Annotated in this window: 12 protein-coding genes and 1 pseudogene; 3 read left to right on the forward strand and 10 right to left on the reverse strand. The window is 59.9% G+C overall.

Features of this window, described 5'->3' with window-relative positions; genetic code table 11:
* Both ACWNRM_RS08310 and ACWNRM_RS08315 read left to right on the forward strand, forming a co-directional pair.
* Positions 1-139 (forward strand): annotated as a pseudogene (locus tag ACWNRM_RS08310) (IS630 family transposase); the annotation flags it as partial.
* Between the two features lie 574 nt (positions 140-713).
* Positions 714-2024: a Hint domain-containing protein gene (locus tag ACWNRM_RS08315; protein ID WP_485170476.1), complete on the forward strand. Its 1311-nt coding sequence runs from the start codon at positions 714-716 to the stop codon at positions 2022-2024.
* Between the two features lie 185 nt (positions 2025-2209).
* On the opposite strand, the gene ACWNRM_RS08320 is transcribed toward ACWNRM_RS08315, so the two are convergent.
* The 10 genes from ACWNRM_RS08320 to pspA form a co-directional block, all read right to left on the reverse strand.
* A complete protein-coding gene (locus tag ACWNRM_RS08320) occupies positions 2210-4333 on the reverse strand; it encodes a M3 family metallopeptidase (protein WP_485170475.1) in 2124 nt (707 codons plus the stop codon).
* Between the two features lie 83 nt (positions 4334-4416).
* Positions 4417-5046: an IMPACT family protein gene (locus ACWNRM_RS08325; protein WP_485170474.1), complete on the reverse strand. Its 630-nt coding sequence runs from the start codon at positions 5044-5046 to the stop codon at positions 4417-4419.
* Positions 5047-5356: 310 nt separating this feature from the next.
* Entirely contained in the window at positions 5357-6739 is a 1383-nt protein-coding gene (radA, locus tag ACWNRM_RS08330) for a DNA repair protein RadA (RefSeq protein ID WP_485170473.1), read from the reverse strand.
* Between the two features lie 209 nt (positions 6740-6948).
* Positions 6949-7737 carry an ABC transporter ATP-binding protein gene (locus ACWNRM_RS08335; RefSeq protein ID WP_485170472.1) on the reverse strand — a complete coding sequence of 263 codons (789 nt, stop codon included), beginning with the start codon at positions 7735-7737 and terminating at the stop codon, positions 6949-6951.
* A complete protein-coding gene (locus ACWNRM_RS08340) occupies positions 7734-8519 on the reverse strand; it encodes an MlaE family ABC transporter permease (protein WP_023979657.1) in 786 nt (261 codons plus the stop codon). Before ACWNRM_RS08340 ends, ACWNRM_RS08335 begins: the two co-directional genes overlap by 4 nt.
* A gap of 222 nt (positions 8520-8741) precedes the next feature.
* Positions 8742-10145: a head GIN domain-containing protein gene (locus tag ACWNRM_RS08345; RefSeq protein ID WP_485170471.1), complete on the reverse strand. Its 1404-nt coding sequence runs from the start codon at positions 10143-10145 to the stop codon at positions 8742-8744.
* 91 nt (positions 10146-10236) lie between these two features.
* A complete protein-coding gene (locus tag ACWNRM_RS08350) occupies positions 10237-11523 on the reverse strand; it encodes a GIN domain-containing protein (RefSeq protein WP_485170470.1) in 1287 nt (428 codons plus the stop codon).
* Positions 11520-13028, reverse strand: coding sequence for a hypothetical protein (locus ACWNRM_RS08355; RefSeq protein ID WP_485170469.1), 1509 nt, complete (start codon positions 13026-13028; stop codon positions 11520-11522). The genes ACWNRM_RS08350 and ACWNRM_RS08355 overlap by 4 nt, the downstream gene beginning before the upstream one ends.
* Complete coding sequence (gene pspB, locus ACWNRM_RS08360) at positions 13025-13279, reverse strand: envelope stress response membrane protein PspB (protein ID WP_122038574.1); 255 nt, start codon at positions 13277-13279, stop codon at positions 13025-13027. The genes ACWNRM_RS08355 and pspB overlap by 4 nt, the downstream gene beginning before the upstream one ends.
* 40 nt (positions 13280-13319) lie before the next feature.
* The gene (gene pspA, locus ACWNRM_RS08365; protein WP_023979662.1) at positions 13320-14006 is read right to left on the reverse strand and encodes a phage shock protein PspA; all 687 of its coding nucleotides are present in this window, start codon (positions 14004-14006) and stop codon (positions 13320-13322) included.
* A 133-nt stretch (positions 14007-14139) separates the two neighbouring features.
* Here pspA and pspF point away from each other — a divergent pair, with 133 nt between their 5' ends.
* A complete protein-coding gene (gene pspF, locus ACWNRM_RS08370) occupies positions 14140-15261 on the forward strand; it encodes a phage shock protein operon transcriptional activator (RefSeq protein ID WP_485170468.1) in 1122 nt (373 codons plus the stop codon).
* The last annotated feature ends 504 nt before the right edge of the window (positions 15262-15765 follow it).

Below are 15765 nucleotides of genomic sequence, written 5' to 3' on the forward strand. Positions count from 1 at the left end.
CAAACTCAAGGCCCATCTCCGCCGCGCCGCCGAACGCACCCGCGACGGGCTTTGGAACAGGATCGGCAAACTCATCGATCAGGTCGCGCCCGCAGAATGCGCCAACTTCTTCACCGCCGCTGGATACAAGCCAGATTGAGAGGAAAACGCTCTAGCACAGATGCCCGAACGTCTTCTCTGCCATTTGTCTCGCTACAACCGTCATGTTTCGACCATGATTCCTGAGCCTGATGGCAGACTGGACCGCACGCCTTCCTCTGGAGAGGGACGCAGAGAGATGATTCCCGGTGAAGCGTGCCAGTGTCACTGACGTTGCGTGGCGGTGAATGCAGAAATGTCGCTATCAAGGCCCCCTATGCCGTAACGCGAGGTACGATCTTTGGACGTCGCTGTGATTCGTGAGTCGCTGGGACGAACTTGATGCTGAATGGGTAATCTATAAACAACACCGATAACGGTTACTATTTATACTTATTGGTATTGCAATAATAAAAAAAATATTGTGAGATAATTACATAAAACAAAAAAAGAGCTATGCAAAGAGACCGCCTCCCATGATGCACAATTACTCCTTTTCGGACGAGCTCAGAACCAGCAGTTTCGAACCGGCGGGGTGGAGTGACATCTTCGTCTATCGCGGAAGCAGTCCGGATGCATGGCTTATCCTCGACGGATGCTCTGAGCATTTGTTGAACGCGATATATGACAATGACATGCAATCGACTACGGAACTGGTGAATAATCCGGTCTATCTCGAGGGATCTTTTTCAATAAGGGTCAATCCATCGGAGTGCCTCAAGACGACCATAACCTATAACGGAAGTTCTGGAACCGTGATCAATTTTATACCAAATGGTGAGGATCATGGCGTAAAAATAATTATCATGGACAATTTCTTCGATATTTCCTATGATTATGTTGATCAGCCGATATTGATGTCCAATATCGAGAGCTATATGGGTCCATACTCACGTATTATCGATCTTGAGGAGTGTTATCTTCAGGGCACGGTTATCGAAACGCCATCTGGATATCAACCGATCGAGACCCTGAAGACAGGTGATGAGATCACAGTTCACGATCGAGAAGAGACCGCCATCAGAACGATCCGATTTATCGGCTGCGGGCAGGCAAATGCGATCACCTCACTGCCTGATGATCTGGCTGGCTGGCCAGTTCGGGTGCGTCAGGGCGCCCTCGCCGAGAACGTGCCCTTTCAGGATATGCTCATTACGGCAGAGCATTGCCTGTGCCTGCAAGGCAGGTTTGTCCCAGTCCGCATGTTGGTCAATGGAAAGAGTATTTTTTACGACAAAACCATCCCATCCTATAATTACTACCATATCGAGACTGACCCCCACTCGGTCATCAGGGCTAATGGCGTTCTGAGTGAGACTCTCATGGATCAGGGTCATGAACATCAGCTTTATCATCCCTCCGAACCCCTGCCGACCCGGCTGGTCGCCGACTGGCGTTGTGCGGCTGCCCCGCTGGAAACCTCACGGGCTTTTGTCGAGCCGCTGTATCGACACTTTGCCGAGAGAGCCGGATGCGTGAACGACGTTGCGTCCCAAGCTGCAACAACGCTCACAATGGACCACGGCCTATACCTGCTGACCGACGAAGGGAAAGTCATAGAGGGACATTGTGATGATCAGAACGTCATCCACTTCCCCGTCTCGCATCACGTTGGCGCAGTGTATCTGATGAGCCGGGCCAGCAGGCCGTGCGATGCCATTGGCTCCTTCGTCGATGACAGGCGCCTGCTCGGGGTTCTTGTGGGCGCAGTCGTATTGACCGAGGGGGGGCTGTCTGTCCCGGTCACCTCTCATCTGGAAGATGAAGTACTTTCGGGATGGCAGGATGAGACAGGTAGCACGATGCGCTGGACGTGCGGAAACGCTTTTCTTCCCCTGCCTCAAAGGCATTACGAGGGGACATCCCGGCTGTCGGTCCAGATTATCGATGGTGGTCCGTATGTGGTTGCCAACGCGCTTTCTGTCCCCGTAAGACGTTTTGCATGATGCGTCGTGATCGCAGCGGCAGCCAGACTGTTTTCTATTTTCAATTGGCTTGGGCCGGTTAAAGGCCGCGTCAGCGGGCGGGGATCAAGCGGCACATGACATGCCATCCCGTTCTTTGCAGTACTCTCGTCGGCCCTTGCTGGAACCGGCTCCTTCAGCGGTACTGAAGGAGCCGATGATATTTTCTACTTGCCGTCAGAAACCAAGCCGCGATGGGCCAGCATGGGACCGATTTCAGGGTCCTTGCCATAGAAAGCCTTGAACATCGGGCCATAATCCATGGTGTGACCCTTTGAGAGGATCATGTCACGGAAGCGCTGGCCGTTTTCACGTGTCAGGCCGCCATGCGACTGGAACCACGAGAACACATCCTGATCGAGCATTTCGGTCCAGAGATAAGCGTAATATCCGGCCGAGTATCCATTGCCCCAGATATGCAGGAAGTAGCTCGAACGATAGCGCGGCGGAACGTTCGCGACATCGAGACCGGTTTCGTTGAGTGCCTTGGCTTCGAACTGATCCACATCCTGACGCGGCGCATCGGCCGAGAGGCCGTGCCATGACATGTCGAGCTGCGCTGCGGCCACGATTTCACCCAGTGCATAGCCCTGATTGAAATGCGCGGCTTTCTTGATCTTGGCGACCAGTTCGGCCGGCATCGGGGCGCCGGTCTTGTAGTGGCGGGCATAATGGGCGAACACCTTCGGATCCATCGCCCAGTTCTCATTGAACTGCGAGGGGAACTCGACGAAATCGCGCGCAACCGCTGTACCGGAAAGCGTGGGGTAGGTCTGGCTTGCAAACAGACCATGCAGCGCATGACCGAATTCATGGAACATGGTCGTCACATCGTCTGACGTGATCAGCTGCGGCTGGCCGGGCGCCGCCTTGGTGAAGTTCGCTACGTTATAGATAACCGGACGCGTCTTCAGCAAGTCGCTCTGACCCACGAAATTCGACATCCAGGCGCCACCCGATTTGTTGTCGCGCTTGAAATAGTCGAAATACATCAGGCCAAGCGGCGAGCCGTCCTTGTCCTTGACTTCGAAAACCATGACATCGGGGTTATAGACCGGGATGTCCTTGCGGGGCTCGAAGGTGATTCCGTAAAGCTGGTTTGCCGCATAGAATACGCCATCTGTCAGCACGGTGTGCAGCTCGAAATACGGCTTCACGTCGTTCTGGTTGAGGTCGAATTTCTGCTTGCGGACGCGCTCGGCGTAGTAATTCCAGTCCCACGGCTTGAGTGTGAAATTCTGATGGTCTTCACCGATGGCCTTTTGCAGCTCGGCAGCTTCGCGATGCTGTTCGGCCGCCGTTGCCGGCACAAGCTGATGGATGAAGCTGTTCACAGCTGCCGGCGTCTTGGCCATCTGGTCATACAGCGTATAGGCAGCGTAATTGGGGTAGCCGAACAGGGCGGCCTTTTCGGCGCGCAGCTGGGCGATTTCTGCAATCGTCTGGCGGGTATCGTTGGCGTCGCCCTTTTCCGCACGGGTCCAGCTCTGGTTGAACAGGGCTTCACGCGTGCTACGGTCGCTCAGAGAAGCGAGATCGGGCTGTTGCGTCGTGTTCTGCAGCGGCAGGACATATTTACCTGCCAGCTTGCGCCCTTCGGCGGCCTTCTGGGCAGAAGCAACGGCGCCGTCATCGAGCCCGGCGAGCGCCTCTTTCTTGTCCACAACCAGAGCACCGGCTTTAGCGCTGGCAATCAGCTTCTGGTTATAGGCGGTTTCGAGTTTGGAAAGCTGGGTATTGATGGCGCGCAGCTTCTGCTGGTCGGCATGATTCAGCTCAGCGCCCGAATGGACGAACTGCTGGTAGTAAACTTCCAGCAGCATCGCCTGCTCGGCGTTCAGGTTCAGCTTGGCGCGGTTGTCATAAAGGGTTTTGACGCGGTGGAAGAGCTTGGGATTGAGATAGATCTCATCCTGATGCTGGCTGAGCTTGGGCGCTTCCTTGCTGTCGATAGCGTCCATGGCGTCGTCCTTGTCCGCCGAGTAGACACCGTAGAACACGCTCTGGGCGCGGTTCAGCAACTGGCCCGAACGCTCCATGGCGACAATGGTATTGTCGAAGGTCGGCGCAGCCTTGTTATTGGCGATCGCCTGCATTTCCTTCAGCTGGTCGGCCATGCCCTTTTCAAAGGCCGGCACGTAATCACTGTCCTTGATCTTGTCGAAGGGGGGCGCCTGATAGGGCAGCGGGCTTGCCTGAAACAGCGGGTTGGCAGGGGCAGCCAGCGCTGTGGAAGACAGAAGGGGAAGGGCAACAGCTGCCAGAGCCGCAGCGTGTCTGAAAACGGGCATGAACAAGGATCCTACGATCGTAACATGATATGTTACCGTAGGAAGGAAACGAAGAGGCGTCAAACCGCCTGCATGATGTTCCGCTAACGTACCGGATTATCCTGCTCACCGGGAAGGTCCTGCTCATCATCATCCAGCACGCGGATCGGGCCGCCGCGCAGAAGATCCTGCAGAACAGCCTGCACGGCCCCGGAGCGTGAGAGGGGAATGTCCAGCGAGAGCGTGGCTCCGGTCTCATCGAAATAGCAGCTCTCCTGGGTCGCCTCCCACTCCGCCAGTCTGGCCTGAACGATGGGCAGCAGGCTGAACGAGGCATGAAAGCCAAGACGTTGCATGGGCACGATCTCAACCGCCTCGCCCTGTTTCAGGCAGGAAGCCGCTGCCCCGCCATAGGCGCGCACGAGACCGCCAGCGCCCAGCTTGATGCCACCGAACCAGCGCACGACAATGATCGCCACCCGGTCGAATTCCTGTGAGTCGATGGCCTGCAGAATGGGGCGTCCCGCCGTGCCACCCGGCTCGCCATCATCGAAGCTGCGATACCGCCCACCGATGCGCCATGCCCAGCAATTATGAGTGGCGTCTGGCACACGCACGCGCTCGAAAAAAGCCAGTGCCTCGGCTTCATGGGCAATCGGCGCAGCATAGACACGAAACAGGCTCTTCTTGACCACAGTGTCCTGCTGCGTTTCAGCCACCAGTGTTCGGGTCATGCGTCCTCAATCCTGCCTCGCCCTTTTCGGGTTCTGAGTTGCGGTTCTTCTTCGGTCAGGAAGCAGGCCTGAACAGGTTTTGCAAGGGCGGTGGGAAAAGGTGTGTCGCGGTCCTGCTCGGGCCACATGATCGTGGCTTTTCAAAAATCTCGTGCTTATGAGGTTGCCTCTGCCATAACGCCGACCCTGGCGCGGTGATTGCGCACGAGGCCTGGAGAGGAGCGGGTGCCCCGGTTACCGGGCAGTCTTTTGCACTTGTTCGGCACATCCTATGCGGACGCTCATTGCCTGACGGCTCAGGACGATGCGCTTACTCGTCAAGCGGCTGGAACAGCTCCACCAGATCGTTCAGATGACCGATTTCTTTCAGCGCCAGACCTTCATGAGGTTTCGGGCGTGCGCCTCCGCTGGCTACACGCCGGGGGAGAATGGCCTGTGCGAAGCCAAGTTTCTGGGCTTCCTTGAGGCGAAGATCCGTTTGCGAGACCTGACGCACCTCACCAGACAGCCCGACCTCGCCGAAATAGGTTGAGCCCGCCGATGTCGGTACGCCCGTCGCGGCCGAGATCAATGCAGCTGCAACCGCCATATCGCAGGCGGGCTCACTGATCCGCAGGCCGCCCGCAATGTTGAGATGCACATCCATTCCAGCCATCTTGAGGCCGCAGCGGGCTTCAAGAACAGCCAGAAGCATGTTGAGCCGCGCCGTTTCCCATCCGACCACCGCACGTCTGGCTGCCCCTTCACCGGCCTTGGGCGAGACAAGGGCCTGAATTTCCAGCAGGACGGGGCGTGTGCCCTCCATGCCAGCAAAAACCGCCGATCCCGCAATATTGCCGCGCCGCTCTGCCAGAAACAGGGCCGATGGGTTGGGGACTTCCGTCAGCCCTGTATCGGTCATGGCGAACACGCCAATTTCGTCTGTCGCACCAAAGCGGTTCTTGGCGGCACGAAGGATGCGGAACTGGTGACCGCGATCGCCTTCGAAATACATGACCGCATCGACCATGTGTTCGAGCACGCGTGGGCCTGCCAACGCGCCTTCCTTGGTGACATGACCGACCAGAACGAGCGAGAACCCGACCGTCTTGGCCAGTCGGATCAGCTCGAAAGCGCAGGCGCGCACCTGAGCGACAGAGCCCGGCGCGCTCTCGATCGTCTCGAGCCACATGGTCTGGATCGAGTCGATAACCACCACATGATGAACGCGGTCCTGCTCCAGCGAACCCGCAATTTCGGACACATTGATACTGGCTGCCAGATCGAGCGTCGGCGCATCGAGTTTCAGGCGGCGCGCGCGCAGGCGTATCTGGTCCACCGCTTCTTCGCCCGACACATACAGAACGCGCCGGCCTGCCTGCGCCAAAGCACAGGTGGCCTGAAGCAGGAGCGTGGATTTGCCAATGCCCGGATCACCGCCCACCAGCACAACAGAGGCCGGAACGAGACCGCCGCCAAGCACACGATCGAATTCGGCAATCGAGGTCTGGATGCGTGGCGGGGGAGTAAGATCGCCATCCAGATGCATGAGCGTGAGGCGACCGGCGCGCTTGCGTGTTTCACGACTGGTAGGCTCGACGGCCTCTTCAACGATGGTGTTCCACTCGCCACAGGCATCGCAGCGACCCGACCATTTGCTGGTGACTGCCCCACAGGCCTGACATACGAAACGGGCTGTGGGACGCTTGGCCATGAGGAACATCTTCCGGTCTGGGGTTCAGATCGGAAGATAGGGCAGATGGGGAAACATAACAAGAACGGGGAGGAGGTTCTTCTTTTTCCGAGGAGAAAGAAGCAAAAAGACTCTCAGATTCTAGTCAGAGAAAAAGCGGGGGGTTTGATCCCCTTTACGAGAAAGAGTTTTTTGGTTCTTTTTTGCAAAAAAGAACGCCCCTTTGTCCCCTAACGCCGCAATTCCATCCCGATCGGCCCATCCTTGCGGCCATGGGTAAACTGATCGACCATCGCGTTTCCGCTGTTCATCAGTTCTGACGCCAGCCCCTGCCAGACCAGTTTGCCGTGATAGAGCATAGCCGCCCGGTCGCCGATACGCTGCGCCGAGGCCATGTCATGGGTGATGGCGACGGCGGTTGAGCCAAGGCGTTTGACGCAATCCACGATCAGCCCGTCAATCACAGCCCCCATGATGGGGTCGAGGCCGGTTGTCGGCTCGTCAAAGAACAGGATGTTGGGTGTGCCTGCAATGGCGCGGGCAAGCCCCACGCGCTTTTGCATACCGCCCGACAGCTCGGAAGGCGCGAGTGCCCCTACCGAGGGATCGAGCCCGACCTGTTTGAGAATATCACCGGCCTGGGCACGGGCTTGTGCCGCGCTCAAGCGATGAGTCTTGCCGCGGCCTTTGGCGCGCAGGCCGAACACGATGTTATCGGCCACGCTCATGCTGTCGAACAGCGCAGCATTCTGGAACAGCATGCCAATCTGCTCGACAAGGGCATCGCGTCGTGCGGGGGGGGCGGTAAGCACGTTCTCGCCGTCGATCTCGATCGTGCCGGAATCCGGGGTGATCAGACCGAGGATGCAGCGCAGAAGCACCGATTTTCCACTGCCTGAACCACCGATAATCACCATTGACGTTCCGGCTTCGACATCGAGGTCGATGCCATCCAGTACGGTTTTGGAGCCGAAGGATTTGGTCAGGCCGCGAATGCGGATCTTGGGCAGGGCGCTCATTGGGCGAAGAACAGATCCGTCAGGAGGTAATCGAAAGCGAGAAGCAGGATCGAGGCGGCTACGACCGCTGCCGTGGTGGCCGATCCCACACCCTCGGCGCCGCCACGGCTGGTATAGCCATGATAGCAGCCCATCAGGCTGATGATGAACCCGAACACTGCCGCCTTGGAAAGACCGACCAGCACGTCCAGCGGCTTGAGCGCGTTGAACGTGGCGATAATGTAGTTCTGCGGGTCAAAGCCGAGCTTGGAAACCGAAACGGTAAAGCCGCCGAGCACGCCCAGAATATCGGCAATAAGCACCAGAAAGGGCAGGGCCAGCGTACCAGCCAGAAGGCGCGGCGTAACCAGATACTTCATCGGGTCGGTCGAAAGGGTTCGCAGCGCGTCGATCTGGTCGGTGACGCGCATGGTGCCGATCTCGGCTGACATGGCCGCACCGACGCGGCCCGCCACCATCAGACCGGCCAGAACCGGGCCAAGTTCACGCACCACGGCCAGAACGACGATGCCTGCGATGGCGCTCTGCACATGGTACTGGGCAAAGCCCGCATAGGACTGAAGCGCGATCACGCCGCCGGAGAAAATCGCGGTCAGCGCCACGACTGGCAGCGAATAGAAGGCGATTTCAATCAGACTGTTGAAGAATACGCCCCAGTAGAAGGGCGGTCGCAGCAGATGCGACAGGCCTGCCAGGGCAAAAAGCGCCAGAGCACCAGCCTTGCGCACGATGCCGAGAAAGGCACGCCCGATGGCCGCAACGGGATCGAGTAGGAAATTCACGGTCAGCAGCTGCCATCAGGGAAGGTCATGCTTCAAGCCCTAGCCTGCCTGACGCGCTACGTCAAAGCCCTCTGTGACGCAAGGATGCACCCCGATCGTCTGCCTTTCTGCGCATGGCAGTTGCAACAAACCGGATTGGGGAGACGGGGTGTGAGAGGGCGGAATTCCGCCAGCCCTCTCACGTGCTTCCGGACAGTAGGGCATGTGCGTCAGAAGGGGCGGTCAGGCTCCGTTCTGACGGCGGTCCAAATCGCGGAACTGGGTATGCAGGTGGAAGTCGCGCGAGGTGACGCAGGTCTCGACGGCCCCTACACGCCTGTCGAGTTTTTGCAGACGCTCTGTCAGATCAAGCAACTGCGGAAGCTGGGTTTGTGGCATCGGGTCTGACACGCGGGTCATGAGCGACAGAAGGAAAGGCTCGACCTTGCGGGCAAGCGCCGGATGATGGCTCTGAAGGGCCGCGATGATCTTCGGGATGAGACGCCGACGCATCAAGGCAATGGCCAGCACAGCCAGCGCAACCAGCCCGGAGACCATTCCGCTGTCATCGGACAACATAGGGAGGCTCAGCCCGGATTTGCCTGAGCTGGAGGGCGTATGTTGCGTGCTGACATGGGTCGCCCCCGACGTGACTGGCGCTTCCGGTGGCTCGGGAGGTTCTGGTGGCTCTGGAGGCTCGGGCGGTTCGGGGGTGGAGACGTGAACACTCTCGTTCCCCATGCGCCGCAGCGCATCGAAATCAATGATCGTGCCATCGGGCTTGATCAGGCGATGGCTGTTGATGCGTGTCCCATCGGCCAGACGCATGTCGTCAGGCGTAATGCGGGTCCCATTATTCGTGTTGCTGTTGCGCACCACGCCGGTAAAGCGCTCGCCATGGCCGGACGGCATGGCAATTTCGATGCTGCCGCTCGCGCTCGAATGGGCGTGCTCGTCTCCCAGCACCTGATGCACACGGATATCGCCCGAAGCGCTGGTGCGTAGCGTGGCGTTGCGTGCCACGCCGTCAAAGATGGCGTCACCCGGACCGGACAGCGACACGGCAAGCTGGTCGATAGTGCCACCGCGTATGACGACATCGCCAGGGCCGGTCGTGCCGATCACGACCGAGGGCGCAGTCGCGGTATCGATTTGCGCCTCGCCCGGCCCGGAGGTGGCAAGAATTGCCGGACCATTCAGTGTGCCCAGGGAAAGGGCGCCCGGACCGCTGCCCCTCAGCAGAAGGGCGCTCGCCTTGTCGACCGAGATATCGCCCCGGCCCTGACGCAGGGAAAGCGGCCCGTTGACCCAGTCGATATCCAGTTTGTCGTAATTCATCGCGGTGGAGACAATGGCTGCGCCCTCGCGCAGCTGAATTGTGGCATCCTGACCGCAGGCATTGCCGGTCAGCCAGGCGTCGTGGTGTCCGGCCTCGAAGGAGAGACCCGCTGGCACCTCCTGCATGTCGGCATTCTGCTGGAGTGCCCCGGCACCCCGGACATGAATCCGCGCTGCACATCCCGCCTCGATATGCAGCGTATACGGTGCGGCAGTGAGTGCGGCCTCCGGTGTCGTGGGCAAGCTCGTTTCTGCAAGGGCGGGCGATATGGTTAGGACGAGAAAAACGCCCAGGCTGATACGGCTCATGACGTTTGTCCTTCTTTCGTTGGGCCGCAGTTCGGACCCGCTGACTGCACGCAGGCGTCGGTTGTCCTGTCGCCGCCAGGCACGATCTGCATCACCCGTGATTTCTGGCGAGATGATGAAATTCGCGATGCAGGTGGAAATTGCGTGAGGTCACGCATTGCTCGATATCGCTCAAGCGTTTGTCGAGACGCTGCAAACGGGCTTCCAGTGCAGCAATTTCCGGTGCGCTCGCCGCCAAGGGCTGGGGCGCACGGGACGAGCCGGCAGAACGCCGGATGCGCGACAGAAAATCCACAGGTACAAAGCCTGCGATACGCCGACGGAACACGATAAGGAGCAGCGCCAGCATGCCCCAGCCCAGCCATCGCCGATGGCCGTGACGCGGTGTCGCGTCATCCCCGGCTGTGGCACGGTCGTCGCTTTCATCATTGTCAAAGCTGATAACCGTGCCGTCGGGCCGCGTCAGACTATGGGCCGTGATGACGGTGCCATCAGGCAGGGTGAGGATAGCATGGCTTGCATGAGCCGATTTGCGGAAGGTCGACGCATGATTGAGTGAAATCGTCGCTGGCGAATGGGCTTCCTGATGCAGTTCGCCCGTCACCCTGTCGATGTCGATCCCGCCATAGCCCGAAGCAACAAGGTTTGCCGTGCCGACTGTCCCGCCGAATTTCAGATGCCCGGAGCCATGAATATCGGCGTTGAGGGCCCCGATGGTCCCGGCATTGAGGGTGATGGAGCCAAACCCTCCCGAATCCGCTGCAAGATGTGAGGCATCTACGCGGGCAATCGTGACACTGCCGCTGCCTGAAGTGGTTAGGGTGGCGGGGCCGTTCAGCCAGCCGAGCCGCAAACTGCCAAAGCCGTTCTCGTTCAGTACAAGCGCCGTTGCCTGATCGATGGAAATCGTGCCGCTGCCACGCTGAGTGAGCGAAACCGGCCCGTTGACGCCGGAAATATGCAGCGAACCAAAGCCACGCATGGCCGCGATGATGGCTGTACCCGGCCTGACATGCAGGGTTGAGGCACGCTCGCACTGATTGCCATCGACAGTTGTTTCATGGCCCGAGCCGGCAATCGTCAGCCCTGCCATCTGCCCACCATCCCGGTCCTCCAGCAGGGCAGCGTCACCCTGAACCTCGCTGGCCCCCTCGATCGTGATGGCCGACGTGCATGAGGTGTTCAGGCGCAGCGTATAGGGGGCTGCATCAAGAAGCGCCTGAGGCGTGGCTGCGCTCAAAAGGGCCGAACTCGAAAGTGTCGGATCGGCAAGGGCCGTGATGGGAAGCAGGGTGCACAGACCCATAAGGCCTATGGCCTGTGGCAGGATCCGTTTTGCGGCTGCATACGGATAACGGGGCACGGGCAGGCGGATCACCTCGTCTGATCTCCCTTTGATGCGGCGGGAGCGTCAGGGGTGGCGGGCGTGACGCTTCCTGTCCTACGCGTCGCCGTGCCTGAGGAATTCTGCGGGCTGGTCTGGGCTGCGCCATTCGTCACGGGCTGCGTGGGGGGCGTGTTCGTGCCTGAGGGCTGCCCGGCGCTATCGGGAGCGTTATGGGCTCCTCCCGGTGTGCCCGCTGTTGGGCTTTGGGGCGCAACACCCGTGTTCGGTACCGTCGCGACAGAGGGCGAGGCGGAAGGGGGCGTAGCGACGCCCGAAGTCGAGCCCGTAGCGGGTGCTGTTGCCGTGCGGCTCTGGCCCGGATTTTCCGTAGCAGGTGCCGGTGTGGGCGGTGTCGGCACATTCTGGCCTGATGTTTCCGGGGGAAGGGGCGGTGTGCTGGGGGGCGTCATGCCCTGCGGAGCCATTTGTGTCGAGCCAGAAACCCCATTGCCTTGCACGGGGCTGCCCTGCGGTATTCCGGCAGGAAAAGCGCCTCCCGTTGTGGCACCGCTCTGAGGGACGCCATTGCGGGTAGCGCCATCCTGGGGAACGCTCCCTTGCGCGGCATGATCCTGCGGCAGGGTCTTGTCCCCGGGAACCGGGGGGGCGGGCGGTGTGGCTGTCGGAGCAGAGGGGCTCTGGGGTGTTGGTCCCCCATTGGGCGGTGGCGATGCGACCGGGCCGATCTGCACGTTGCCCGTGCGTGTCAGGGCACCGCTCACTGTTGGTATGGCGACGAGCCCTGTGCCCGAGGCGGAGACGGTGGCCGTATTGGCGCTCCCCCCAAGGCGGGCGCTGGCGGCGTTTTCGACCATGAGGGTCAACACGTCGAAACGGCCATCCGTCACGGTCAGATGGCTGGTCTCGGAAAGCTGGGCTGAAAAGGCATCGAGATTGGCATGATCGACGACAAGACCCGAAGCCCCGGTCTCGACCACCTGCGCGGCGCGGTTGAGGCTGGCGATATGGACCTGCTCGGTGCCACGCAGGCTCAGATCGAGCGACTGGATGGTGTCGGCATCGAGCTGACCGGCTTCAAGGCTGGCCTCCAGCGAGGCCAGCGTGCCGTGAATGATGATATGGGTGTCATGACTGTCATGGATCATCACCCCGACATTCGGCGCGACCAGAATGGAGACGCGAGCATTGGGAGCACAGGTCCGGCTGGTGATCAGAACCTTGGACGATCCCTGCGTCTTGCCTGTGCGCATGGTCAGATGCGCCCCACCCGAGGGAGAGCTGTCGATCGATACCCCGTCGCTCATGGCCGGATCGACCATGATCTCGAAGCGCCCCAGGCAGGGCACGCTGAGATCGAGATCCTCAGCATCCATCACAACGGACGAACCGGCATGAGCCGGGGCAGCCATGGCATGGCCGTCAAACCCGGCCCCTCCCGGCCCGAGCGGTGCCAGGCCAGCCAGAAGCAGGGCCGCAAGCGCCACGCGGCGCGTGTGACGAGAGGCGGGGCGGCGATACAGACAGTCTGCCATCATGAAAAGCTCCGCGTTCTCCAGCCAGGGACATCCTCGTCCAGAATACGCTCGAGCTGATCGACACGTTCTTCAAGGCGGCGCGCCTGCACATGCGCCATATTGAGCGCAGCGAGGTCCGATTCCTGCAACTTGCTGGCCGTTGCTTTCGAACGCGCGCGGATGGTCACGATATACATGACCATGACAAAGGGCATCACAACCGCAGCGAGGCCGATCAGATCACCCAGATCGGTTCCGGAACCATGACTCATGACGGCCTATCCTTGCTTGCAACGCGTCTCATGCTTGTCCTCATCCCTGACGGCTCTTGATTCTGGCGCGCAGCGCTTCGAGTTCGTTCTCGACCGCCATATCGGTTTCGAGGCCCGCCAGTTCTTCCTGCAGGCTCGGCTTGCGTGTGCCACCGGGGCCACGGCCGAGATCATAGGCTTCGGCCTTCCCCTCAAGGGCGTCAAGCGCACGCTCGACCTGCTCGAAGCGGTTGAAGGCATTTTCCACGCGCGTGTCATACAGGCGCTCGCGTGTCTTGATGCGATTGGTCGCAGCCTTGTGGCGCAGCGAAAGCGATTTCTCGCGGGATTTCGCGTCCGCCAGCTTGGCCTGCAGCTTGCCGATATCGTCGTGCTGCTGGTCAAGGCTTTCATTGACCTGTGCAATCTGCTGCTCCAGCGTCTTGCGCGACTGCTCGATGGTGGCCTTGGCGGCAAGTGCGCCCTTGGCCAGATCTTCGCGGTCGCGGGTCAGGGCCAGTTCAGCCTTGCGCAGCCACTCGTCTTCCTCCTGCACCATCGTGCGTGCACGACGCTCAAGCCCCTTGCGCTCGGCAATCATGGTGACAGCCTGGCTGCGTACCTCAACCAGCGTGTCTTCCATCTCCTGGATGATCAGCCGGATCATTTTCTCCGGGTCTTCGGCGCTGGCCAGTATGGCGTTGAGGTTGGAGTTCACAATATCCGCAAGGCGGGAGAAGATACCCATGTGACGATCTTTCTTTGCTGGAACGAATTTAACAGGAAATCGGGGCAGGAGAACACAGGCTTCTCTTGCAAGCGTAACGATCCGGGGTGAAAGATAGAGTTCTTGCAACACCACGGATGAGACTGGCCATAAAATGGCGCGATCTGCCAGAAACGAAGAAAATCCGACACCGATCGGACAATCTCCCGCGTTTCTGGAGATGCTCGACCATATCTCGCGTCTCGCACCGCTCGATCGGCCGGCGCTGATCATCGGCGAGCGCGGTACAGGCAAGGAGCTCGTGGCTGCACGACTGGCCCTGCTCTCGCCGCGCTGGGACAGGCCGCTTATCAAGCTCAACTGTGCAGCCCTGCCCGATACCCTCCTCGATAGCGAGTTGTTCGGTCATGAAGCTGGCGCTTTTACCGGGGCCCAGCGTCGCAGGCTTTCGCGCTTCGAGCAGGCGCATGGTGGCACGCTGTTCCTCGATGAGATTGCCTCGGCTTCCATGGCGGTTCAGGAAAAGCTCCTGCGTGTCATCGAGTATGGCAGCTTCGAGCGCGTGGGCGGGAACGAGACCATCCATGTCGATGTCCGCATTATCGGCGCAACCAATGCCGACCTGCCCGACATGGCCCGCAAGGGTGATTTTCGAGCCGATCTGCTCGATCGTCTCGCCTTCGATGTGGTCATGCTGCCGCCCCTTCGCGCCCGACACGAGGATATCCTGATACTCTGCGAGCATTTCGCCACCCGTATGACCGCAAGCCTCGGTCGCAAGCTTTTCGCCGGGTTCAGCGACAGGGCCCGCGAGCGTCTCATGCAGTACGAATGGCCCGGCAATGTGCGGGAGCTCCGCAACGTTGTGGAGCGCAGCGTCTATCGTATGGAGCGTCCTGAGCGCCCCCTCGATGACATCGTGTTCGACCCCTTCCGTAATGGTCCTGATTGGTTGCGACCTCTCGCCCCTGAAGGAGCGACGGCCACGAACCTGCCCGTCATGACGGAGCGCATCGTGCAGGACGCCGCCGCGCCGGCCTCGCGTGAAGCCCCATCCGCGCCTTTGTCTGCTTCCCTCCCTGAGGGGCTGACCTTCACCGAAGCCACGCGCGCCTATGAACGTGCCCTGATCGAACATGCTCTGAGTGACGCGCGCTTTAACCAGAAGCAGGCCGCCACGGCTTTGGGGCTGACCTATTACCAGTTCCGGCACCTGCTCCGCGCGCACGGCTTCGCCGAGCGTAACGCCCGTAAATCCGTCGGAACCGAAGCCTGAAAGGGGTGGGATCTTGATCATGATCTCAACCGTGCAAAAAACATGCCAAATTTATTATTCCTGAGCGGTGTCCGCCTTTGTCTGTTTTGATATGGTGCAAACCACCATAAGTTGGGAGAAATTGCCTCCGTATGTTGGTGTGATCGACGCTCGGAGGATGTGCGAGCATGCATCCTGACAGGGGGTTTTTCAGGGGTGACATAGTTAGGGCGTGTGCCACGCCGCTTTTCTGACAGGTGGTAGGAATAAGCTGTTGCCCCGCGTTCGGCATTGTTGTCGCCTCAAGGGGGGGTAAATGCCCTGCTGGATCGGCTGTATTACGCCGGCGCGTTTCCCTGGAGAGTGCGATCCGGGGATTGTGCGAGGGGGCACAACAGGCGTGAAACGCATCCTTATTGCCACAATAAACGACCATAAGGACATGAATGCGCGATTGCGTTGACGCGACGACCATTCGCCCGCAAAAGAGCACTCCCACAGTCTAAATGCCCGCCAAGGCGCAAC

The organism is Asaia sp. A2 (assembly GCF_057319415.1).